The organism is Labrys miyagiensis, from assembly GCF_030160835.1.
Lineage (GTDB): Bacteria > Pseudomonadota > Alphaproteobacteria > Rhizobiales > Labraceae > Labrys > Labrys miyagiensis.
Genome location: NZ_BSPC01000015.1, coordinates 246,558 through 266,674, shown reverse-complemented (window position 1 = coordinate 266,674; position 20,117 = coordinate 246,558). Strand labels below are relative to the sequence as shown.

The following is a 20,117-nucleotide window of genomic DNA, read 5'->3' as shown; positions in this document are numbered from 1 at the left end:
TTCGATCCCGGTGTGGATTCATAGTGATGGCGATGCCGGCCTGCGCCCGGCCAAGAGCGCCACGAGCCTGTCGAGAAACGCCTTCTGAGCCGGGATGATCTTTTCCGCCGCCAACGCTGGATCGAGCCATGCCGCGCGGTCGACCTCAGGGAATTGCATGCGCTTGCCGCTGTGCGGCGGCCACTCCAGCTCGAAAAGGTTGCTGCGCAGCGCCGTCACCTCGAAATCGCCCGCCAGCGCCCAGCCCTGCACCCGTTTGCCGCCCGATTGTACAACCTCGCCGAGCGGGAGGAGATCGCCGGGCGGCAGCGCGTGACCCAATTCCTCTTCGAATTCCCGCCTGGCAGCGGCTGACGGATCCTCGCCCTCGGCATATTCTCCCTTGGGGATCGACCAGGCGCCAAGGTCCTTCCTCGCCCAGAAAGGACCGCCGGGATGGACCAGCAGGACTTCGAGCGTCTCGCTGCGCTGGCGATAGAGCATGATGCCGGCGCTTCGGGAAGGCATCGCAAGCTCCTCAGGCAGGTCCGGTGAAACGTACTGTGGCGCGCCCGTCTACGGCTGGCAACCCCGCCGCGACCCGGCAGCAGCCCCACAGAATATGCACATGTATACATAGGCTCTGAACAACACCTCAGTGGCTCAGAAGGCAGCAGACGGGGCAGCGCTGCAGCAGAACCTGCGTAACGCCACCAAAGATCCATTCATGCAGCCAGGTATGGCCATAGGCGCCCGCCACGATCAGATCGGCATTGTTCTGCTCGGCAAAGGCGATCAACTGCTCGGCGGTGGTCCCCCGCCGATAAGGCACGGCATCGCTCGTGGCGACAACGCCATGGGTCCGCAGGAAGTCGGCCACGGCCAGGGTCTGCTCACGTGCCGCCGGCATGTCCTGCCGGCGCGTGAACTCGACCACGCTCACCTGCTTGGCAGCCTGGAGGAAGGGCAGCGCATCAGTGACGGCGCGGCGGGCCTCCCGCGTATTCTTCCAGCCCACGACGACCCGCTCGCCGGAAAAGTCCGGTAAGCCCGGCGGTACTACCAGCACCGGCCTGCCCGCCTTCATGATGACGTCAGCGGGATCGAAGGCCGATTGCGGGGCATGCAACGTCGCCTCTGCGCGCCGGCCGGCCACCACCAGATCGCTCGTCATCGCATAGAGGCAGATAGCCTCGGCGGGATAATCGAGGCGGCTATGCCAGGTGGCACGCATCCGGCTCGCCGTCATGATCCTGCGGAAGCGAGCCTCCGCAGCGCGCAGGCAGGACTCGATGAATTCGAGGTCCACCGCCACCACACCGCCGCTATTCGCTGGGCGTGCCAGCCCGGTGGACGCCGAGACGACAGGATCGATCTTGGCGGCCGCTACGCCTGTAAGCGCGGCTCCGAACCGGCGTGCGAGCGAAATCGCCAGACGGATCCTTGCGTCACTGTGATCGTCATCCTGGACATGAACCAGCAGATTTGGATAGGGCATGCGAAAGCCGAGGGACTTATTGTCTTCTTGCAGGCGAAGAATTTCTTAAGCCCCGAATTTGCACCACGATGCTCAGCAATCCGCAAGGTAAATTGGTACTGACCAAAAGGCAAAATCGATTACGAGCACCCAATAGGCGCCGGAACGACCTCTGATCATCGCTGCATATGCAAGGAACCGCCAATGCTCCCGGAGGCAAGCCCCAGAGCGGTGAAATGCAACTGCCGGCGTGTGTGCATGCCGAGGCGCCGATAGAGCCCGATGGCGGCATGATTGTCGGAAAAGACATGCAGGAACGGGATCTCGCCCCGACCGTGAATGCGGCGGGCGACCTCCCCCAATAGAGCCTGCGCGTAGCCATGGCCGCGATGATCGGGATGCGTGCACACAGCCGTGATCTCGGTATATCGGCCCGGCCGCATGCGCTCGCCGGCCATGGCCGCCAGCCGCCCCGCGACCCTGATGCCCAGAAAAGTGCCGAGGCTGTGGGTGCGGGTGTTGAAGGGGCCTGGCTTGGTCAGATCGGCCAGTTCCATCATCGCCGTCACATCCTCCCCTCCGAGTTCCACGATCTCGGCCGAGCCGGCAGGGATATCCGCCGGCGCGCCGATCATCTGGTCTCCCATGCGAGCCATCAGCACCTCGAAGCTCTCGGGCGGGGCCACCGGATCGGTTGTGCAAAGCGCGGCCCGATCCCCTGGCGCCATCAGCTCTCCGAGCGCCGCGAAGCTCTCGGCCGAATTGTCCCGCAAGGCGGCGAAGGGCGCCACCTCGACGGGATAGCGGCGCGCCAGGGCGCCGCCTTCGGCCAGCCCCTGCTGCGTGCCGTTGAGGGCGCTCCAGATCGGATGATCGAGCACATGGAGTGATGAAACGATTTCAGTGTTCGACATGAGTCTCTCGTTCGAGGGCCGTCCTGCGTTGCAGTTGGCCGGTGTTTGCAAGGGACTTTACCCTCCACCCTTAATCATAGATATTGGCAGGATTGACATCTTTGATATCGATACAGCCATGAAGATTGCCATTCTCGTGCTTGACCATGTCTTCGATACCGCGCTTGCGGCGATCCTCAATGTGCTGACCACGGCCAACGAGCTTTCCGGCGAGATATCCTCGCATTGCTTCCGTCAGCGCCGGAAGCATCCGAGAGCATGGTCGTTGACAAGGCCGACGGCCTGCATCCAGGCATAGACAATGGTCGGGCCTACGAATTTGAAGCCGCGCTTCTTCAGCTCCTTCGAGATCTTCTCCGACAGGGCCGAGGAAGCGATCCAGCTGGTGCCATCGCCCTTGAGCACCTGTCCATCCGTGAAAGACCAGCAGAAATTAGCAAAATTCTCGCCGCGATCTTCCATCTCGCAATAGATCTGGGCGCCGCGAATGGTCGCCTCGATCTTGGCCCGCGCCCGCACGATGCCGGGATCGGCCATCAGCCGCTCGATATCCTTCTGGTCGAATTTGGCAACCTTGCGGGGATCGAACCCGGCGAAAGCCTTGCGGAAGGCCTCACGCTTGCGCAGCACGATGATCCAGGCCAGGCCCGCCTGGAAGCCTTCCAGCATCAGCATTTCCCACAACATGCGCGGATCGCGCTGCGGCACGCCCCATTCCTCGTCATGATAGGCCCGCATCAGCGGATCGCCCTCGGCCCAGCCGCAGCGGTGACGGAGGTGGGTGTCGCTCATGGGAAGGCCTTTCTGGACGGCTGACCGGAAACCGAATCTCCGCGCAGCATAGCAGCTGGGCAAGCACGAAAATTAGAAGGGTAACTTGCAAGTTAAACTTCTAATATCTATGCTCGCTGCATGATCCGAAGAACCGATGCGCCCCTGCCCTTCGAGGCTGCCGTTTCCGACCTCCTGCAGGCGACAGGACAGCTGTTGCGCCGGCTGCGGGCGGAATCCAACCCCAGCGAGTTGACCTGGTCGCAGTCCGTCGTCCTCGCCCGCCTCGAACACGCAGGCTGGATGACGACAGCGGATCTGGCCCGCGCCGAGGCCGTGAAGCCACAGTCGATGGGCGCTTCTCTCGCGGGACTGGAACAGGACGGCCTGGTACAGCGACGCCCCCACCCCACCGATGGCCGGCAGGTCCTCTATGGCCTCACCGACCATGGCCTGCAGACGCGCCAGCACCACACGCTCCTGAAGCGCGAATGGCTTTCCGCCGCCTTGGCGAGGCTTGATGAGGCCGATCGCGAAACCCTCACAGCCGCCGTGGCGATCATCCACCGTCTTTCCGAAAACTGAACCTTCCCCTCCACTTTGAGCACCAAAGGATTGCACAATGGCCCTGTCCCAGATCGACACCAACGCCGCCCTCATCGTCATCGACCTCCAGAAGGGCATCGTCGGCCTGCCGACCGCCCATCCGGCCGCGGAGATCGTCGAACGCGCGGCCAGGCTCGCCCGCGCCTTCCGCGCCCGCAAGCTGCCCGTGGTGCTGGTGAATGTCGCCGGCAGGGCGCCGGGCCGCACGGATGCCACCTTCAACTTCACACCACCGGCCGACTGGGCGGATCTGGTTCCCGAGCTCGACCGGCAGCCTGACGATTACACCGTGACCAAGATGCAGCTCGGCGCCTTCTACGGCACCGCCCTGGAACAGATCCTGCGCCGGCGCGGCGTGACCCAGGTCTTCCTCGCCGGCATCTCTACCTCGGTCGGCGTGGAAGCCACCGCTCGCACCGCGTATGACCAGGGCTACAATGTCGTGCTGGTGACGGACGCCATGACCGATCTCAATGCCGAGGCGCATGAGAACAGCCTTGCCAGAACCTTCCCCCGCATCGGCGAGAGCTCCAGCACTGAGGAGGTGCTGGTGCGCCTGGGGTGACAGCGAGCATCCGGTCAGACCTGGTCATTCGGTACTCGGCAGATCGAGAGCCGAACGCAGTTGCCCCTCCCCCTTCCGGTAAAGGAGGGAGTGGTGGACAGGCTCCAGCAGATCGGCATGCGGGACAAAACCAGCGACATGCTTGTTGAACGCAATCGAGCCGCAGCCGGGCACGAGGCAATCGGGTTTGCCCTTGGGGCATTGACTGAATTCACACAGGCGCCCGAGATAGCGATCGCTGCTCGGCTCGAACAGGAAGATATCCAGTTGCTGGCTGACAATGCTTACGCCCGTGCCGGCCTCGTAGGCCTGTCGCAGGGCATTGGCGGCAGCCTTGCGCAATTGTCCCAGACGGCTCTGCGAGGAGAGCCAAAGCGCAAGATCGAGGTCTTGGCACTCGTGCCAGACCTCAATACCGGCTCTGCGGAATTCGCTGAAACGAGGGACTTCCTTCCACAAGGCCTTTGCGACGGAGCCGATCACCGCTATCGCTTCGACCTCGGCAAAGGGTATCCAGGCTTTTGCAACGACGTCGGCCGCTTGCCGGAACTGCCGCTGCCGGGCCAACAGATAGCGATTTTGTTCCTCGATCTTGGCACGACGCATTCATCTTTTCCGGACTCTTGAGGGTGGGTTGCTGCGACACTTGCGACGCCCACTCCTATGTTGAAGGCTGTCGGAAGCACGAACCTTCATGCGTCTTACAGGGATAAGCAAGGGAGAGCGGTACCGCCATGGAATTCCGAGACGACGAGCTTGAACATTTCGCCGCGCATGGGGCCGCGCCCTTACCGGCGGACGGCGAACAGGGGCATGTCGAGCATGATGGCGCCCATATCTGGTACGCATCGCTCGGCGCCGGGCCGGCGGTAGTCCTGCTCCATGGTGGCCTCGGCCATGGTGGAAATTGGGGTTATCAGGTGCCGGCCTTGCTCGAAGCCGGCTACAGGGCGGTGCTGATCGACAGCCGCGGCCATGGCCGCAGTAGCCGGGACGAGCAACCCTACCGCTATGACCGCATGGCCGGCGACGTGCTGGCCGTCATGGACAGGCTGCAAGTGGAAAAGGCAGCGCTTGTCGGCTGGAGTGACGGCGCCTGCATCGCTCTGATCCTCGCCGACAAGGCGCCGGAGCGCGTGGCCGGCGTGTTCTTTTTTGCCTGCAACATGGATCCCGGCGGCACCAAGGAGCTGCAGCCGAGCGTGGCGCTCGACCGCTGCTTCGGGCGCCACCGCCAGGACTACGCCGCACTATCGCCGACGCCGAACCAGTTCGAACCTTTCGTGGCCGCGGTCACGCAGATGATGAAGACCCAGCCGAACTACACCGCGCAGCACCTCGCCGGCATCCGCGTGCCCGTCACCATTTCGCAGGGCGAGCATGAGGAGTTCATCAGGCTCGACCATGCCGAATATCTCGCGCGCACGATTCCGGGCGCGAAGCTGGTGATCCTGCCCGGCGTCAGCCATTTCGCCCCGCTGCAGCGGCCGGCGCTGTTCAACCAGACCATACTGGCGTTCATCAGGGATGTTTTCCACGCCCCGGATCCTGACTGAGCTATCGGCGGAACCTCGACTTTTTTCGTTGCCAGACTTGCCGTGCATCGTCGTCGCGCTGCAACTTCTCCGGGGCAAGCGGCAGAACCAGCGCGGTGTTAGATGGGGGGCTTGGCCCAGATGAGGCCGCTCGCAAACATCCGAACTCGGCGCTTGACCCTCGGCTCTCGGCGGTTAGACCTTGGATCATCGCGCTTCCCGGGATGTCTATTGAATGAACGAGGTTTTGGTCGAGAACCTTGGCGGGAGTTTCCCCGCCTCCTCGCGCTTTACCCTCGACGCCGTGGTGGTCGGTGGCGGCGTCATCGGTCTTGCCATCGGGCGGGCCCTGGCGTTGGCCGGCCGGGAGGTCATGGTTCTCGAGGCCGAGCCGATCACCGGCAGCATAGTCTCCTCGCGCAACAGCGAGGTCATCCATGCCGGCCTCTATTATCCGACCGGCAGCCTGAAGGCGAAGCTCTGCGTCGACGGCAAGCACAAGCTCTATGCCTATTGCGAGGAGCGTGGCATTGCGCACCGGCGCTGCGGCAAGCTGGTCGTCGCCGCCAATGAGGCCGAGCTGGCCTATCTGGAAAAGCTGCGGAAGCAGGCCATCGCCAACAATGTCGACGACTGTGTACTCCTCGATGGCGACACCGTGCAGCGGATGGAACCGAATCTGGTCGCGGCGGCGGCGCTGCTTTCGCCGAGCACCGGCATCGTCGACAGCCATGGCCTGATGGCCGCCTATGTCGCCGATATCGAGTCTCATGGCGGCAGCGTCGTTACCCACTCGCCCGTGCTGGGCGGCCGGCTTGAGGGCGACCGCGTGCTTCTCAGCATCGGCGGCCGCGATCCCATCGAGATCGAGGCGGCGCTCGTAGTCAACAGCGCGGGGCTCGATGCCTGGGTGGTCTCGCGCAATATCGAGGGGCTCGACACGACCACAATACCGGAGCGCCATCTCGCCAAAGGCAGCTATTTCGCGCTGACGGGCCGCGCTCCCTCGCAGCGCCTGATCTATCCCGTGCCGGAACCGGGCGGCCTTGGCGTGCACCTGACCCTCGACCTCGCCGGGCAAGCCCGCTTCGGTCCCGATGTCGAGTGGACCGAGACCATCGACTATGAGGTGGATCCTCGTCGCGCGGAGAAGTTCTACGCCGCCATCCGGCGTTATTGGCCGGACCTCAGGGACGACGCCCTGCAGCCAGCCTATTCCGGTGTGCGGCCGAAGGTCGCCGGCCCCTCCGGCGGCGCCGGCGATTTCATCATTCAAGGGCCGCGCGAGACTGGCCACCACGGCTATCTCGCCCTTTATGGCATCGAATCCCCGGGCCTTACCTCCTCGCTTGCGATAGCCGAGGAGGTGAGGCGCCTGGCGCTTCCTGATAGAGCGGCCGAACTTGAGAAGTCGTGATAGATTTTTATCGTATCACTTTGATAAAAAACATAGATATTCGCGAGGAATTGATCGATGGCCGACTTTCTGAACGTGCCCGCTGCCGTCGCCAGGGCCCAGATCGAAGTCGTATTGCGGGCCTGGGGCATGCCCGAGGACAAGATCGGCATCACCGCGGAAATCATGACCGAGACGGACCTGCGCGGCGTCGATTCCCACGGCATTTCCATGCTGCTGCTCTACCGGCAGATCCATGAGACCGGCCAGCTCAAGCTCGCGGCCGAGCCGCGCATCGTGCGCCAGACGCCGGCCACTGCGCTGATCGATGGCGGCGCCGGGCTCGGCCATCCCGTCTCCACCATGGCAATGGAACTTGCCATCGACAAGGCCAAGGCAACAGGCATTGCCGCAGTCTCGGTCTTCAACTCCCACCATTTCGGTGCTGCGGGGATCTACAGCCACATGGCGGCGAAGGCGAACCTGATCGGCATGGCTGTTTCAACCACCCGATTTGTAACTGTGGTACCGACACGCGCCGCCGAGGCGGTGCTCGGCACCAATGTCATCTCTCTAGCGGCACCCTCGCGCGATGCCCTGCCCGTTATTCTCGACATCGCGACCAGCGTGGTCGCCAGCAACAAGGTGAAGATCTACGCCCTCGCCGACAAATCCCTGCCGGCGGGCTGGGTCGTCGATGCCAGGGGCGAGGCGGTATGCGAGTCCGGCCTCGCCTTTCAGCGCCTGTCGGGCAATGGCGAGGGCGGCCTTACCCCGATCGGTGGCGCCGGCACAACGCTCGGCGGCCACAAGGGCTACGGTCTCGGCCTGTTCGCTCAGATCCTGGCCGGCTCGCTCTCCGGCGGCTCCTTCTCGCCCACACGCAACAAGACCCAAAGGCCGGGCGATCCCGACAATATCGGCCATTTCTTCATGGCCATCGACCCACAGGCCTTCCGCCCGCTCGACGAGTTCCAGCACGATGTCGAGGATGTCGTCGCCACCCTGCGATCGACCCGTCCCATCAAGCCGGACGAGCCGGTGCTGATCCCCGGCGATCCCGAATGGCTCACACGCGAGCAGCGCCTCGCCGAGGGCATTCCGATGCCGGCGGGGCTTGTCGAAAAGATCCGCGAGATCGCCCTGGCAGCCGGCGCGCCCTTCCTGCTCGGCGCCTGATCCTCACGGCTCCAGGAGACCCAGCTCGCGCTGCAGCTTCTTCGTCAGGTTCGAGGCGATCAGCCGGTAGGAACGCCTCAGATAGGCCTCAATTTCATCAGGGCTCAGCGGGGCGTCCGGGGCAGTGCAGACCCATTGCCGCTTGGCGAAATAAGGCGCCTGCTTGATGCCCTCCAGGGCAGTCAGCACCTCGAAACTCGTCTCGCCGGTCTTGAACACCAAATGGTGCAGATCGGGCGGCGTCAGGCTCACCAGCGCGAACACCTTGCCGCCCACCTTGGCAACCTTGGCTCCCCACTGCTCGACCAGCGACACACCGGCCAGGGTGAGGACGAAGCGCTCGAAGCTTTCGGGTTCGAAAAGATCCATCGTGCTCCCCGGAACGGAAATGCGGACTCCGGAAGATAGGCTCTGGGCCCGTTCCTGACTACGCCGCGAGAGCCAAGGCTGCCGATCCTCCCTCCGGGCCATGCAGCGGCCACCGCCCGAGTGTCCGATACTCAGTCAGGCCCACGCGGCTATGGATCAGGACAAAATCTCGAATGGGCAGGCGTATCGGTGTGATTGTCCGGGGTAAGATCGGCTCGGACAAATAAGCCAATGTCATGTGGGGCACGAAGAGGTCTCCCGCGCGAAGCCCGTTTTCTCTCATCCTGTCGCCCAACTGCCGGTGGAGGCGAAAAACTTCCCCTTCCCCAGTGCGCAGAACAAGAGGATATCGCGGGCTTTCTCCCCGCCGCACAGGGTGAGGCTCGAAGGTCTCGATAACAGTAAAGTCGATATCGAACGCCTCCATCGAAACCTTGGCCCCCGCTCGCTGCGAAGCCAAGACATCGTCCTTGCGAAGATGTTTACGGTCGGCGACATGATGGGTGGAAACGTGCAGGCGATCGTCCCTCAGGGGCTTCGCCCATAGCCTATTTTCCAACAGGAATTTTCGGGCGAAACGGTGCACTCGAAGAGACGTCTCGCTGTCTGTTTGGCATGCGAAAAACAATCTTTCGAACCTTGCCCGCGGTTCTTCACGAAAACCGAATGATAGCTGCTCCATGGTATTGCCTCCAATGCGACAAGCGCTTCGTTCTCGACAAAGATATGATAGAACAAAACAAGAACGAAATGCAAGAGCACTCGGCCTGCCATTCCCGCCGGGCGCAGCGCACCGCTGAACACCTCCTCCCGCGGCACCCTGACGGCCCCATGCGGGGCCGCCTTTTTACACCGGTACCCTCTGAATCGGGTTTCAAGCCTTTGCGTATTCGTCGCGGCGGCGCCACCACATGCCCGCCTCGTTGCGGCCCAGAGGCGCGCGGTCGAGCCACTGATACATGCCCCACAAGCCGTCGAGCCCGCGCGCATAGGTCGAATAGGTGTGATAGACGACGCCGTCCACCAGTGCGAAGGCGCTCATGCCCGGCCGCTCGCGGATGAAGGTCGAGGGATCGGTACCGGCCGTGGCCGCGATCTCGGCAAGGATACCCCCTTCGGCAGGCGGATTCTCCGCCCTCTCCTTCGGCGCCGGTTCCTGTCCTGCCCACGCCGGCTCTCGCCGGTAATTATACTCGATGCCGCCTTCGCGCTGCTGCGCTTCCGTGAAGCCGACGTTGAAATCGGCATTGAAGTCGCTGCCGAAGGAAGAGGCCCAAGGAAAGCGCCAGCCAAGCCGCTGCTTATAGGTCTGCAGTTTTCCGAGCGGCGCACGCGACACCGCGTAGAGCATCACGTCATGATTGGCCAGATGCACGGCAAAGCCGTCGAATCCGTCCGCGATCGCCGAGCAGGACGGGCAGCCTGCCTTGTAATCCGGACCGAACATGAAGTGATACACAAGGAGCTGCGAGCGTCCGCCGAAGAGATCCGCCAGGGCGACGCTCCCCGCCTCCGTCTCGAAGCGATAGGTCTTGTCGATGCGGACCCATGGCAGGTCCTGCCGCCGGCGCGCAACCTCGTCGCTGCGGCGCGTCAGCTCTTTCTCAGCCTGGAGCAGTTCGAGCCGGGCTGCCAGCCATTCCTCGCGCGTGCCGATCCTGTGTGTCATCGTCATCCTTCTTCTCCCTTTGCTAAGCCCCGTCATTCGCCACCGGGCACCATGACGGCTGGTCCGCGATCGTGAGATAGAATAGTAACCGGCTATCGATCGGTGGGAGTGACAAGTGTGGCGGGATTTCCATGGACTCGCTGATCACAGCCGCAGCGCACGCGCTGGCCGCGGGTGACCCCTTCGGCGCCCTGAACCGGGTTGCCCTGCGCAATGATCCGCCGGCGTTGGCGCTTCGTGGCATTGCGATGGCGCAGCTCGGCGATCTCGATCGGGCGAAGCTTCTGCTGCGCCAGGCCGCCCGCGCCTTCGGGCCGAAAGAGGCGGTGTCTCGGGCGCGCTGCATCGTGGCGGAGGCCGAAATTGCCCTGGTCTCGCGCGACCTCGGCTGGCCCGCCAAGACACTCGATGCCGCGCGGGCGACCCTGGAGCGGCATGGTGACCGGGTGAATGGCGCCCATGCCCGCCATCTCGAAGCCCGGCGCCTGCTCCTGATCGGACGTCTCGACGAGGCTGAGCGCAAGCTCGGCGAACTCGATCCCGATCTCCTGCCGCCGGCCCTGAGAACGGCGCACGAACTGGCGGTCGCCGGTATCGCCATGCGGCGTCTTCGCTCCAAAGCTGCGCGCGACGCCCTCGCCCGGGCCGAACAGGCTGCACGCCAGGCTCACATTCCCGCCCTTACCGCGGAAGTCGAAAATACGGCGCAGGCACTGAACAGCCCTGCCGCGCGCCTGATCGCCGCTGGAAGGGAGCGGTCGCTGCTGCTGGATGAGGTCGAGGCGCTTCAAGCCTCCAAGGCGCTGGTGGTGGACGCCTGCCGTCACGTGGTACGCGACGAGCAAGCATCGATACCGCTTGCGACCCGGCCCGTCCTGTTTGCCCTGGCGCGCACCCTCGCCGAAGCCTGGCCTGGCGATGTGACGCGGGAGTTGCTATTGGCGCGGGCCTTCGGCGCCCGGCACGCCGATGAATCGCACCGCGCCCGGCTGCGGGTGGAGATCGGCCGGCTCCGCAGCATGTTGCAGGCCGTCGCCGAGATCAGCGCCACCAGGCAAGGCTTTGCGCTGGCGCCATCCCGGGCCCGCGATGTCCTCATCCTGGCGCGGCCGGTGGAGGAACAGCACGGGGCCGTACTTGCCTTCCTGGCCGATGGCGAAGCCTGGTCGAGTTCCGCCTTGGCCTTGGCGCTCAGCGCCAGCCAGCGCACTGTGCAGCGCGCCCTCGATGGGCTCGCTCTGGCGGGCAAGGTACAATCCGTCGGTCGCGGACGGGCGTTGCGCTGGATGACCACGCCCGTTCCAGGTTTCACGACGACCTTGTTACTCCCGGCGCCGCTGCCGGGCGGCTAGCATCTATTCGACCAGATGACAGCCGGCCAGCGCCGGAAAGGACGAGACATGGAGGGCGAAAGCATGACGAGATCAGCAGCCAATATCGTGCGGGAATACGGCCCCTTTCCGGGCGTCGAGCAAGTGGGTGGCGTTACCTTCGACGGCCAGCGTGTCTGGTTCGCCGCCGGGGACAGGCTGAACGCCTTCGATCCCGAGAGCGGCGAGATCGAGCGCTCGATCGAGGTGCCCGCGCATGCCGGCACGGCCTTTGACGGCCAGCATCTGTTCCAGATCGCCGAGGATCGCATCCAGAAGATCGATCCCGCCACCGGCGATGTGCTTGCTGCCATCCCAGCGCCGGGCGGCGGCAGCGATTCCGGCCTCGCCTGGGCCGAGGGGACGCTGTGGGTGGGACAATATCGCGACCGCAAGATCCACCAGATCGACCCCGAGACTGGAAAGGTTCTGCGCACCATCGACTCCAATCGCCACGTCACCGGCGTTACCTGGACCAATGGCGAACTCTGGCACGCCACCTGGGAGAACGACGAGAGCGAGCTGCGGCACATCGATCCTGCTACCGGCAAGGTGCTGGAAAGGATCGACATGCCTGCCGGTGCGGGCATCTCGGGGCTGGAAAGCGACGGCAATGGCTGCTTCTTCTGCGGCGGCGGCCGGAGCGGAAAGGTCAGAGCCGTCCGCCGTGGGGGCTGAGGCCCCACAGCGGAACCGAGCGAGGCAGAGACAGAGCGCTGGCGCCAGCTCAACTGATGCGGCGTGCCTGCCGGAGCGGTGAACGCAGCAGCAGGTAGAACGCCACGACATGCGTGATCATTAGCAACGGCACATAGAGGATCGGGATCGCATAGGTGGCTCCCAATTCCCCTGCCCGCGCCGGCAGATCCACCTCGACCGCGTGAACATAGTCGAGAACGAGGTCTGCCATCCCCACGACATTGAAGGCGATGACGAATAGCCAAAAGAGCGGCCTCATTCTCACCGTGATCAGCGCCAGCATGGCGAGCACGCCTGTGGCTAAGTCGCCATAAGCGGCGAACACCGTAAAGCTCGCGGGTAGATTGGGACCGATGACACCCGGGAGGATGAAGACGAGCCCAAAGAACCGGAAGCTATGCAAAGTCGCAATGGCGCGCTGTGCATCGAACGGGTCCATCACCTTGAGCCTCGGCAGGATATAGGCGCCGAAGCAGAGCAACCAGGCCACGTAACCCAGCACGAGATGGATCTGGAAGAGGGTTTCGGCTGACATCTCGCCCTCCTATCGGACCGTTGCGGCTTCGAACACCGCCGTCAGGATACCAAGCCGGCCTTCCATGAGGCTCCGCCCGAGATTGGCGGCAAGCTGGGCAAACTCCGGCCCCATCACCACGCCGAGATTGGGGGAAGACGGCGGCCCCGAAGCACGCAATTCGGCGAACCAGGCCTTGGCCGTCTCGGTGTCGTCATGCCAGATGAGGGTCTGGAAGCCGGCCGGCTCGATTGCCTCGCGCGTGGCCTCGGCCGTCAAGAGAAGGCTCGTCGCCGGCGTACGCGCCCAGGGAAGCGGATAATGCGGCTCGCCATCCCTCAGCACGACATCATAGGTGGCAAACCGGCCGCCGGGCTTGAGCACCCGGCGGATCTCGCGGTAGAGGCGTGCACGGTCGGCGATGTTCATGGCGACATGCTGCAACAATGCGACGTCGAAGCTGGCGTCGTCGAAAGGAAGTTCCAGGGCACTGGCGGCCTCGAAGGAGACCTGCCCGCTCTGTCCGGTACGTCCGGTCAGATAGCGCGCTGCCTCGACGAAGGACTCGCTGAGATCGACGCCCGTCACGCGGCAACCATGGGCCGCAGCCAGGAAGCGCGCCGGCCCGCCGAGGCCTGAACCGACATCGAGCACGCGCATGTCGCCGGTGATTCCGGCCAGCTTCGCCAGTTCGGTCGTTGCGGCAAGGCCCCGCGTGTGAAACTGGTCGAGACCGCTCAATTGTTCGGGTGCGAGCGGCCTCTCCTCGGGCCCGAGAGCGGCGAGCGGCGCCTTCAGTCGTTCGATGAGGCCGGTGGCGCGATAGTGATCGCGCACACCGTCGAGCAGATCGGTCATGACGGGATTTCTCCTCGGCTTCAGGGGTATCGCCGGTTTCGGTTCCCGGCACTGGTACGCAAGCCAGATGTAAGACAGCTTCCCGTGAGCTACTATCGGCGATAATGTTGATGGGGCATGAAGCAGAACTTCACAGTCAGGCAAGGCGCGCTCGACGGCGTGGAGACGTTCCTGAACGTCGCTCGTCACCGCAGTTTCCGCCGCGCGGCGGCCGCCCTCGGCGTCACGACTTCGGCCGTGAGCCAGACCATACGTCTGCTCGAAGCGAGGGTTGGCGCGGCGCTTCTCACCCGCACGACCCGCAGTGTCGGCCTGACCGAGGCTGGCAAACGCTTCCTGGAACGGGCCGCGCCTGCCTTTGAGGAACTGGTGGCCGCCGCTGAGGCCGCCCGCGATCTGGGGCAGCGTCCGGCCGGACTCCTGCGCCTGGCCGTGCCACGGGCGGTCGTGCCGCTGCTCCTCGAGCCGGTGATCGCCTCCTTCTGCCAGGCCTATCCCGAGATCGAGGTGGAGATCGCGGCGAGCGAGGAAATGGTCGACCTGGCGGCACACGGCTTCGACGCCGGTATCCGGCTCGGCCAGTTCATCGCGCCCGACATGGTCGCCATCCGCCTGACGCCGCCTTTCCCTTTCGCGGTGGTCGGCAGCCCCGATTATCTCAGCCGGCACCCGCCGCCGGAGCGCATCGACGACTTGCGCGGCCATGCTTGCCTGCGCATCCGCCGTTCGAACGGCTCGATTGGGCCCTGGTCTTTTGTGGAGGACGGCAAGGCCGTCGAAGCCATCGTCTCTGGCCCCCTCGTCGCGCACGACTATCCCACGCTTCTCGGGGCGGCGATCCAAGGCCTGGGCCTCGCCCAGGTGCCTGAGCCAATCACGCGAGCGCCCATCGCCGAGGGCCGATTGCAGGAGGTGCTATCCTCCTTCGCCGTGTCGACACCGGGAATTTTCCTCTACCATCCGGGCCGGCGTCAGGTCCTGCCGAAACTGCGTGCCTTCATCGAGCATGTCAGGCATCAGGGTTGACGTCGGATAGGACGGAAGCGCCAGCCCCGACACCGGGAACCTCCCGTCGAAACTCATGCGAGTTTCATGCGCCGGAAACCTGCAATCGCTCGAGATCGGCCAGCAATCCCGGGCCGGTGGGCTGCCATCCCAACTTCTGCCGCGTTTGCGCGCTGGAGGCAGGCATGTCGCGCCCGGCAAACATCGCAAGCCAGCCGAAAGCGGCTTGAGCCTCGTCCGGGGCGATCGATTTCACCGGCAGCTTCAGACGTCGGCCGATGGCTTCGGCTATGTCGCGCATCGGCACCCCCTCTTCCGCGACTGCATGATATTTTGCATTCGGCTCAGCCTTTTCGACCGCCAACCTGTAGAGTCGGGCTACGTCGAGAACATAAGCCGCCGGCCAGCGATTGAGTCCGTCTCCGACATAGGTACACGCGCCTTTCTCGCGATATATCTCGATCACGGGCGTGATGAGACCCTGCTTGACCGTGTCGTGAACCTGCGGAAGTCGCACCACCGACACATTGACCCCATCCGCTGCGACCGAGCCCGCCGCCTCTTCCGAGGCTGCGCGGGGATGCACGTCGGAACCGATGGTCCGATTGCCTTCCTCGGCTGGCTCACCGGGCACGGTGTTGGCTATTGGGGTCCCGGAGGTGATGACCAGCGGCCGGTCCGAGCCGGCAAGAGCCGAGCCAAGGGCGCCGATGACACGCCGGTCATCCTCGCAATTCGCCACGAACCTGGAGAAGTCATGATTGAAGGCGAGGTGGATGACGCCGTCCGATCGAGCGGCGCCCTCCCTGAGGCTGTCCAGATCCTCGAGCGAGCCGCGATGGACCTCGGCACCAGCCGTGGCCAGTTCTTCAGCCCCCTTGTCCGAGCGGGTCAGCCCCAGCACTTGATGGCCCGCGCCGATCAATTCCTTGACGACGGCCGAGCCGATGAATCCGGCGGCGCCGGTCACGAACACACGCATGAGAGAGATCTCCAGTTTTCGTTGGAGACAAACATGTGCTCGTGATTTATTCTGGTAAAGTAGTGACATTATCGTATTATAATGGCTAACAGGATGAGCGAGTACGCCACGCATGAAACCTTGCTCGGGACCTATCTGAAGGACCGCAGAGCGAAGCTCGATCCCGCCTCCTTCGGCTTTTCGTCGCAACGCCGCCGCACGCCCGGCCTGCGCCGCGAGGAAGTGGCGCAGCGCGCCAATATCAGCCCGACCTGGTACACCTGGCTCGAACAGGGTCGGGGCGGCGCACCTTCTGCGGACGTGCTCGATCGCATCGCCCGTGCCCTGCTGCTGACGGATGTCGAGCGCGAGCACCTTTTCTTGCTCGGCCTCGGGCGGCCGCCCGAGGTGCGTTACCAGAAGGGCGACGGCGTCACCCCGCGGCTGCAACGTGTGCTCGATGCGTTGCAGCCGAGCCCTGCCCTCATCCGTACCGCCATTTGGGATGTCGTCGCCTGGAACCGGGCGGCGACCGTCATGCTGATCGACTATGGGTCCTTGCCTCCGGAGCAGCGCAACGTCCTGCGCTTCATCTTCCTCGATCCCCGCTTCCGCGCCGCGCAATATGACTGGGAGGGCGTGGCGCGCTTCGTGGTGGGCGCCTTCCGGGTGGACGCCGCCCGCGCGGGAGCCGCGGCAGAAGTCGAGCCTTTGGTGGAGGAACTCTGCCGTCTCAGCCCCGAATTCAGGACGATGTGGCGCGACAACGACGTCAGCAGCCATGGCGAGAACCTCAAGCAAATACGGCACCCCGTTCTCGGTCCACTGGCCTTCGAATATTCCGCCTTCACGGTCGAAGGTCGGCCCGATCTCACCATGGTGGTCCATAATCTGGTGAACCCCGGGGATGCCGAGCGGATACAGGCGCTGCTCGACGCTCAATGACGCGAGCTTTGGCCTGGAGCCACGCCTGCATCCTGCCCGATTTGACGAAGCAAGTATCCGATGAGCATCCCGATAGAGCATCCCTATGATTTCGATCCCACCTACGGCCTCGGACTTGCAGAGCTTCGTGCGATAAGGCCGCCCCAGGCACCGCCTCACTTCGACAATTTCTGGCGCGAGCGTTATGTCGGCGCGCTTGGCGTGAATCCGCAGCCGCAGCTGGGCGAAAGCCGATTGAGCCATCCGGACTGGCACGTCCATGATATCGCCTACACTTCGACCGATGGCTTCCGGATCGGCGGCTGGCTGCTGCTGCCGCGAGAGGGAACGGTCAGGCGTGGCCTTGTCGTCGGTCATGGCTATGGCGGGCGCGACCAGCCGGATTTCGACATTCCGGTCAAGGAGACAGCCGTGCTGTTTCCCTGTTTTCGTGGGCTCTCGCGCAGCAGCCGTCCACCGATTTCAAGCGATCCCGCCTGGCACGTGCTCAATGATATCGACAAGCCGGAGAGCTATATCCTGGGCGGCTGCGTCGAGGATCTCTGGGTAGCCATCTCTGTTCTGATCAAGCTCTATCCCCAGCTTGACGGACGGATCGGTTATAGTGGCATCAGCTTCGGCGGCGGCATCGGCGCCCTGGCGCTCCCCTTCGACCAACGCATCGATCGTGGCCATCTGATCGTGCCGACCTTCGGCAATATGCCGGTCTGGCTGAGCCTGCCTACCACCGGCAGCGCCCATTCCGTTCAGAACTATCGGAAGACCCATGGGGACGTGCTCAACACCCTCGGCCTTTTCGATGCGGCGACGGCCGCGACGCGCATTCAGGTTCCCATGCTCCTTGCCGTTGCCCGCTTCGATCCGGTGGTGGCGCCGCCCTGCCAGTTTTCGGTCGCCAATGCGCTGCCGACATCAAACGATCATGAAACCGTCATCCTGGATGCGGGTCATTTCGACTATCCCGGCTGCGAGGAGCAGCACGCACTCCTTACGGAAAAGGTCAGACGGTTCTTCAGGGCGACATGAGGCGAGATTATCGGCGCTGCTACAGTCCGCGCCTTCACAGGGACATGGAACTCCTGATCTTCGGCCATGCCGGAGCAAAGGTGCTGATGTTTCCGACAAGGGACGGGCGCTTCTGGGAATATGAGAGGCTCAACATCGTCGCGAGCCTCGCCGACAAGGTCAGCGCCGGATATTTGCAGCTTTATTGCATCGAGGGCCTGGCACAGGAAACCTTCTACGACGCAGGCCGTCATCCGGCCGATCGCATCCGCCGGCACGCCGCCTTCGAGGACTACATCCTCAACGAGGTGCTGCCGCTGATGGCCTCGACCAATTCCCACGATTGCACTATGGCGCTGGGCTGCAGTCTCGGTGCCTTCCAGGCCGCCAGCCTGGTTTTCCGGCATCCGCACCTCTTCCGCAAGCTCGTCGCCTTCTCCGGCCGCTATGACCTGACGATGCAGGTGGAATGTTTCGGAGACCTGTTTGAGGGCTATTACAACGAGGATATCTATTTCCACACCCCGACGCATTTCCTGCCCGGCCTCACCTGCTCCTGGCGGCTGGACAAGCTGCGCCAGCTCGAAATCGTCCTCGTCATCGGAAATGCCGATCCTTTCCTCGACAACAACCGCCACCTCAGCCGCCTCCTCGACGAAAAGAGCATCCGTCACCAGCTTCATTTCTGGGACGGACGCGCCCATCGCGCCGGGGCATGGCGGAAGATGGCGGCGCTGTATGTTTGAAGTGGGATGGAGTTGAGTTGGAGGGAAGAGAAACCCGGGGAAAGTCGCAGGATTCTACCCCGGCATTCAGTGGCATGCGGCTCGCAGTGGGCTAGAGTAAAATGCGTTCAGGCAGGAGCGAATTTCGAAATTAACTTACTGGTATCAAAAGCATTTTGCGATTCTTGGTGATTCAATCTGAAAGTAAAGCGCTCTAGGTCGAGATCAACGTTGCGTCCACGGTAATGGCGGCGTTGAGGACCTTGGAAACCGGACAATTCTTCTCAGCGTCACCAACCATTCGAGCAAACGTGGCTTGATCCAGGTTCGGGACCTGAGCACGCAGCGTCAGAGCTGACCGGCTGATGCGAAACCCCGCGCCCTCCGGTTCGATCGTGACGGCGGCGTCGACATCGAGCTCTGTCGGCGTATAGGCGGCGCCTTGCAGGATAAAGGCCATTGTCATCGAGAAACATCCGGCATGGGCAGCCGCGATCAACTCTTCGGGATTGGTGCCCTTCTCGTTCTCGAAACGGGTCCGAAAGGAATACGGGGTCCCTGTAAGCGCACCGGACTCGGTCGAAACCGTGCCGCCGCCATCGCGACCGGTGCCGCGCCAAACTGCCTTCGCCTTGCGGATCATGTCACTTCTCCTTGATTATTTGCCGTTCTAAAAACCAACGTCGTGAGGCCTATGAGAGGAATTTCACAAGTTCATCGTTGATCTCCTCCGCATGCGTCCAGGGTATGCCGTGGGAACCTCCATCGATCTCGATGGACTTCACGTCTTTGAGCAGCTTCGCCTGTCGTCTCGACGTCACCTCCGCGGGCAGGATGCGGTCGTCATCGCCGTGGATGATCAGGGTCGGCAGGTCGTTGCGGGCGATGTCCTTGCGAAAATCCTCGATCCAGGCGTCGATGCAGGCGACTGTGCCGATTGGCGAGGCACCGATTGCGACCACCCAATTGGCTTCAAGGACGCGCTCGCTGACCCGCTTTCCATCCGCCCCGCCGACACTGTAGAAATTCTTCAGAAACTCCATCACTGTGGCCGGCCGGTCGTCCCTGAGGCTGGCGCGAATGCCGTCGAACACGCTCGGGTCGACGCCTTCCGGATTGTCGGGTGCCTTGACCAGATAGGGTCCGAGCGTGCCGATCAGCACGGCCTTGTGGAGCCGCCCCGTGCCGTATTTGCCGATGTATCGTGTGATTTCCCCGGTGCCCATTGAATGCCCGACCAGCGAGACGCCGGTCAGGTCCAATGCGCTCAACAGGGCGTCTAGATCCGCCGCGAACGTATCGTAATTGTACCCAACGCCTGGCTTGCTCGACCGGCCGAAGCCGCGGCGGTCATAGGTGATCACGCGATGGCCGGCTGCGAGCAGCGCGGCGGTCTGCTTCTCCCACGCGTCGCCGTTCAATGGCCAGCCGTGGATGAGCACGACAGGCGATCCGCAACCGTGATCCTCGTAGTAGATCTCGATGGGTTGCGAGTTTTCCTGACCGACTTTGATAGTGCTCATGGGATTGGTCTCCTTTGTGGTTTCGGCGAATGAGACTGCCGGCAGCAACGGC

At 63.5% G+C, this 20,117-nt stretch carries 25 protein-coding genes; 11 read left to right on the top strand and 14 right to left on the bottom strand.

The annotated features are described in order from the left end of the window. Nucleotides 1–18: 18 nt before the first annotated feature. The 5 genes from QQL24_RS09720 to QQL24_RS09700 all read right to left on the bottom strand — a co-directional run bounded on the left by QQL24_RS09720 (nucleotide 19) and on the right by QQL24_RS09700 (nucleotide 3,162). Complete coding sequence (locus QQL24_RS09720; protein ID WP_284311777.1) at nucleotides 19–507, bottom strand: NUDIX hydrolase; 489 nt, start codon at nucleotides 505–507, stop codon at nucleotides 19–21. A gap of 127 nt (nucleotides 508–634) precedes the next feature. Beyond that, nucleotides 635–1,477: a universal stress protein gene (locus tag QQL24_RS09715; RefSeq protein ID WP_284311776.1), complete on the bottom strand. Its 843-nt coding sequence runs from the start codon at nucleotides 1,475–1,477 to the stop codon at nucleotides 635–637. 155 nt (nucleotides 1,478–1,632) lie between these two features. Continuing rightward, nucleotides 1,633–2,370, bottom strand: coding sequence for a GNAT family N-acetyltransferase (locus tag QQL24_RS09710; protein WP_284311775.1), 738 nt, complete (start codon nucleotides 2,368–2,370; stop codon nucleotides 1,633–1,635). Nucleotides 2,371–2,440: 70 nt separating this feature from the next. Next, nucleotides 2,441–2,620, bottom strand: coding sequence for a hypothetical protein (locus QQL24_RS09705; RefSeq protein WP_284311774.1), 180 nt, complete (start codon nucleotides 2,618–2,620; stop codon nucleotides 2,441–2,443). Next, nucleotides 2,605–3,162, bottom strand: coding sequence for a DNA-3-methyladenine glycosylase I (locus tag QQL24_RS09700; protein WP_284311773.1), 558 nt, complete (start codon nucleotides 3,160–3,162; stop codon nucleotides 2,605–2,607). Before QQL24_RS09700 ends, QQL24_RS09705 begins: the two co-directional genes overlap by 16 nt. Nucleotides 3,163–3,282: 120 nt before the next feature. Here QQL24_RS09700 and QQL24_RS09695 point away from each other — a divergent pair, with 120 nt between their 5' ends. Continuing rightward, the gene (locus tag QQL24_RS09695) at nucleotides 3,283–3,726 is read left to right on the top strand and encodes a MarR family winged helix-turn-helix transcriptional regulator (protein ID WP_284311772.1); all 444 of its coding nucleotides are present in this window, start codon (nucleotides 3,283–3,285) and stop codon (nucleotides 3,724–3,726) included. Nucleotides 3,727–3,763: 37 nt separating this feature from the next. Beyond that, on the top strand, nucleotides 3,764–4,312 hold the full coding sequence (locus QQL24_RS09690) for a cysteine hydrolase family protein (RefSeq protein WP_284311771.1): 549 nt from the start codon (nucleotides 3,764–3,766) through the stop codon (nucleotides 4,310–4,312). Nucleotides 4,313–4,336: 24 nt separating this feature from the next. Here QQL24_RS09690 and QQL24_RS09685 read toward each other — a convergent pair whose 3' ends face one another. Beyond that, a complete protein-coding gene (locus tag QQL24_RS09685) occupies nucleotides 4,337–4,918 on the bottom strand; it encodes a hypothetical protein (RefSeq protein ID WP_284311770.1) in 582 nt (193 codons plus the stop codon). Nucleotides 4,919–5,046: 128 nt separating this feature from the next. Here QQL24_RS09685 and QQL24_RS09680 point away from each other — a divergent pair, with 128 nt between their 5' ends. The 3 genes from QQL24_RS09680 (at nucleotide 5,047) to QQL24_RS09670 (ending at nucleotide 8,422) form a co-directional block, all read left to right on the top strand. Beyond that, entirely contained in the window at nucleotides 5,047–5,868 is an 822-nt protein-coding gene (locus tag QQL24_RS09680) for an alpha/beta fold hydrolase (RefSeq protein WP_284311769.1), read from the top strand. 214 nt (nucleotides 5,869–6,082) lie between these two features. Beyond that, a complete protein-coding gene (locus QQL24_RS09675) occupies nucleotides 6,083–7,264 on the top strand; it encodes an NAD(P)/FAD-dependent oxidoreductase (protein ID WP_284311768.1) in 1,182 nt (393 codons plus the stop codon). Between the two features lie 57 nt (nucleotides 7,265–7,321). Continuing rightward, on the top strand, nucleotides 7,322–8,422 hold the full coding sequence (locus tag QQL24_RS09670; RefSeq protein WP_284311767.1) for an Ldh family oxidoreductase: 1,101 nt from the start codon (nucleotides 7,322–7,324) through the stop codon (nucleotides 8,420–8,422). A gap of 3 nt (nucleotides 8,423–8,425) precedes the next feature. On the opposite strand, the gene QQL24_RS09665 is transcribed toward QQL24_RS09670, so the two are convergent. The 3 genes from QQL24_RS09665 to QQL24_RS09655 form a co-directional block, all read right to left on the bottom strand. Next, a complete protein-coding gene (locus tag QQL24_RS09665) occupies nucleotides 8,426–8,791 on the bottom strand; it encodes an MmcQ/YjbR family DNA-binding protein (protein ID WP_284311766.1) in 366 nt (121 codons plus the stop codon). Nucleotides 8,792–8,849: 58 nt separating this feature from the next. Further along, nucleotides 8,850–9,473 (bottom strand): 2'-5' RNA ligase family protein, encoded by a 624-nt coding sequence (locus QQL24_RS09660; RefSeq protein WP_284311765.1) that lies wholly within the window; start codon nucleotides 9,471–9,473, stop codon nucleotides 8,850–8,852. Between the two features lie 192 nt (nucleotides 9,474–9,665). Then, on the bottom strand, nucleotides 9,666–10,466 hold the full coding sequence (locus QQL24_RS09655; RefSeq protein WP_284311764.1) for a DUF899 domain-containing protein: 801 nt from the start codon (nucleotides 10,464–10,466) through the stop codon (nucleotides 9,666–9,668). A 125-nt stretch (nucleotides 10,467–10,591) separates the two neighbouring features. Here QQL24_RS09655 and QQL24_RS09650 point away from each other — a divergent pair, with 125 nt between their 5' ends. Then, a complete protein-coding gene (locus QQL24_RS09650; RefSeq protein ID WP_284311763.1) occupies nucleotides 10,592–11,812 on the top strand; it encodes a helix-turn-helix domain-containing protein in 1,221 nt (406 codons plus the stop codon). A gap of 63 nt (nucleotides 11,813–11,875) precedes the next feature. Further along, a complete protein-coding gene (locus QQL24_RS09645) occupies nucleotides 11,876–12,508 on the top strand; it encodes a Vgb family protein (RefSeq protein WP_284311762.1) in 633 nt (210 codons plus the stop codon). Nucleotides 12,509–12,557: 49 nt separating this feature from the next. On the opposite strand, the gene QQL24_RS09640 is transcribed toward QQL24_RS09645, so the two are convergent. Beyond that, entirely contained in the window at nucleotides 12,558–13,064 is a 507-nt protein-coding gene (locus tag QQL24_RS09640) for a DUF8737 domain-containing protein (protein ID WP_284311761.1), read from the bottom strand. Nucleotides 13,065–13,073: 9 nt separating this feature from the next. Further along, complete coding sequence (locus tag QQL24_RS09635) at nucleotides 13,074–13,901, bottom strand: class I SAM-dependent methyltransferase (protein ID WP_284311760.1); 828 nt, start codon at nucleotides 13,899–13,901, stop codon at nucleotides 13,074–13,076. Between the two features lie 117 nt (nucleotides 13,902–14,018). Between QQL24_RS09635 and QQL24_RS09630 the strand changes: the two genes are divergently transcribed. Next, a complete protein-coding gene (locus tag QQL24_RS09630; RefSeq protein WP_284311759.1) occupies nucleotides 14,019–14,927 on the top strand; it encodes a LysR family transcriptional regulator in 909 nt (302 codons plus the stop codon). 64 nt (nucleotides 14,928–14,991) lie between these two features. Here QQL24_RS09630 and QQL24_RS09625 read toward each other — a convergent pair whose 3' ends face one another. After that, entirely contained in the window at nucleotides 14,992–15,888 is an 897-nt protein-coding gene (locus QQL24_RS09625) for an SDR family oxidoreductase (RefSeq protein ID WP_284311891.1), read from the bottom strand. A 93-nt stretch (nucleotides 15,889–15,981) separates the two neighbouring features. Between QQL24_RS09625 and QQL24_RS09620 the strand changes: the two genes are divergently transcribed. Genes QQL24_RS09620 through QQL24_RS09610 form a run of 3 tightly spaced genes read left to right on the top strand, consistent with a single transcriptional unit; the run spans nucleotide 15,982 to nucleotide 18,563 of the window. Next, entirely contained in the window at nucleotides 15,982–16,812 is an 831-nt protein-coding gene (locus tag QQL24_RS09620) for a helix-turn-helix transcriptional regulator (protein WP_284311758.1), read from the top strand. Between the two features lie 60 nt (nucleotides 16,813–16,872). Next, nucleotides 16,873–17,838: an acetylxylan esterase gene (locus QQL24_RS09615; RefSeq protein ID WP_284311757.1), complete on the top strand. Its 966-nt coding sequence runs from the start codon at nucleotides 16,873–16,875 to the stop codon at nucleotides 17,836–17,838. Beyond that, nucleotides 17,835–18,563: an esterase family protein gene (locus QQL24_RS09610; protein WP_284311756.1), complete on the top strand. Its 729-nt coding sequence runs from the start codon at nucleotides 17,835–17,837 to the stop codon at nucleotides 18,561–18,563. The genes QQL24_RS09615 and QQL24_RS09610 overlap by 4 nt, the downstream gene beginning before the upstream one ends. Nucleotides 18,564–18,756: 193 nt before the next feature. Here QQL24_RS09610 and QQL24_RS09605 read toward each other — a convergent pair whose 3' ends face one another. Together QQL24_RS09605 and QQL24_RS09600 are read right to left on the bottom strand one after the other, a co-directional pair. Then, a complete protein-coding gene (locus QQL24_RS09605; RefSeq protein WP_284311755.1) occupies nucleotides 18,757–19,185 on the bottom strand; it encodes an OsmC family protein in 429 nt (142 codons plus the stop codon). 49 nt (nucleotides 19,186–19,234) lie between these two features. After that, entirely contained in the window at nucleotides 19,235–20,065 is an 831-nt protein-coding gene (locus QQL24_RS09600; protein WP_284311754.1) for an alpha/beta fold hydrolase, read from the bottom strand. Nucleotides 20,066–20,117: the final 52 nt, after the last annotated feature.

Excerpts from the sequence above, each read along its gene's own strand:
- QQL24_RS09720 (WP_284311777.1), bottom strand. The coding sequence starts at position 507 with ATGCCTTCCCGAAGCGCCGGCATCATGCTCTATCGCCAGCGCAGCGAG.
- QQL24_RS09715 (WP_284311776.1), bottom strand. The coding sequence starts at position 1,477 with ATGCCCTATCCAAATCTGCTGGTTCATGTCCAGGATGACGATCACAGT.
- QQL24_RS09710 (WP_284311775.1), bottom strand. The coding sequence starts at position 2,370 with ATGTCGAACACTGAAATCGTTTCATCACTCCATGTGCTCGATCATCCG.
- QQL24_RS09705 (WP_284311774.1), bottom strand. The coding sequence starts at position 2,620 with ATGCTTCCGGCGCTGACGGAAGCAATGCGAGGATATCTCGCCGGAAAG.
- QQL24_RS09700 (WP_284311773.1), bottom strand. The coding sequence starts at position 3,162 with ATGAGCGACACCCACCTCCGTCACCGCTGCGGCTGGGCCGAGGGCGAT.
- QQL24_RS09695 (WP_284311772.1), top strand. The coding sequence starts at position 3,283 with ATGATCCGAAGAACCGATGCGCCCCTGCCCTTCGAGGCTGCCGTTTCC.
- QQL24_RS09690 (WP_284311771.1), top strand. The coding sequence starts at position 3,764 with ATGGCCCTGTCCCAGATCGACACCAACGCCGCCCTCATCGTCATCGAC.
- QQL24_RS09685 (WP_284311770.1), bottom strand. The coding sequence starts at position 4,918 with ATGCGTCGTGCCAAGATCGAGGAACAAAATCGCTATCTGTTGGCCCGG.
- QQL24_RS09680 (WP_284311769.1), top strand. The coding sequence starts at position 5,047 with ATGGAATTCCGAGACGACGAGCTTGAACATTTCGCCGCGCATGGGGCC.
- QQL24_RS09675 (WP_284311768.1), top strand. The coding sequence starts at position 6,083 with ATGAACGAGGTTTTGGTCGAGAACCTTGGCGGGAGTTTCCCCGCCTCC.
- QQL24_RS09670 (WP_284311767.1), top strand. The coding sequence starts at position 7,322 with ATGGCCGACTTTCTGAACGTGCCCGCTGCCGTCGCCAGGGCCCAGATC.
- QQL24_RS09665 (WP_284311766.1), bottom strand. The coding sequence starts at position 8,791 with ATGGATCTTTTCGAACCCGAAAGCTTCGAGCGCTTCGTCCTCACCCTG.
- QQL24_RS09660 (WP_284311765.1), bottom strand. The coding sequence starts at position 9,473 with ATGGAGCAGCTATCATTCGGTTTTCGTGAAGAACCGCGGGCAAGGTTC.
- QQL24_RS09655 (WP_284311764.1), bottom strand. The coding sequence starts at position 10,466 with ATGACGATGACACACAGGATCGGCACGCGCGAGGAATGGCTGGCAGCC.
- QQL24_RS09650 (WP_284311763.1), top strand. The coding sequence starts at position 10,592 with ATGGACTCGCTGATCACAGCCGCAGCGCACGCGCTGGCCGCGGGTGAC.
- QQL24_RS09645 (WP_284311762.1), top strand. The coding sequence starts at position 11,876 with ATGACGAGATCAGCAGCCAATATCGTGCGGGAATACGGCCCCTTTCCG.
- QQL24_RS09640 (WP_284311761.1), bottom strand. The coding sequence starts at position 13,064 with ATGTCAGCCGAAACCCTCTTCCAGATCCATCTCGTGCTGGGTTACGTG.
- QQL24_RS09635 (WP_284311760.1), bottom strand. The coding sequence starts at position 13,901 with ATGACCGATCTGCTCGACGGTGTGCGCGATCACTATCGCGCCACCGGC.
- QQL24_RS09630 (WP_284311759.1), top strand. The coding sequence starts at position 14,019 with ATGAAGCAGAACTTCACAGTCAGGCAAGGCGCGCTCGACGGCGTGGAG.
- QQL24_RS09625 (WP_284311891.1), bottom strand. The coding sequence starts at position 15,888 with ATGCGTGTGTTCGTGACCGGCGCCGCCGGATTCATCGGCTCGGCCGTC.
- QQL24_RS09620 (WP_284311758.1), top strand. The coding sequence starts at position 15,982 with ATGAGCGAGTACGCCACGCATGAAACCTTGCTCGGGACCTATCTGAAG.
- QQL24_RS09615 (WP_284311757.1), top strand. The coding sequence starts at position 16,873 with ATGAGCATCCCGATAGAGCATCCCTATGATTTCGATCCCACCTACGGC.
- QQL24_RS09610 (WP_284311756.1), top strand. The coding sequence starts at position 17,835 with ATGAGGCGAGATTATCGGCGCTGCTACAGTCCGCGCCTTCACAGGGAC.
- QQL24_RS09605 (WP_284311755.1), bottom strand. The coding sequence starts at position 19,185 with ATGATCCGCAAGGCGAAGGCAGTTTGGCGCGGCACCGGTCGCGATGGC.
- QQL24_RS09600 (WP_284311754.1), bottom strand. The coding sequence starts at position 20,065 with ATGAGCACTATCAAAGTCGGTCAGGAAAACTCGCAACCCATCGAGATC.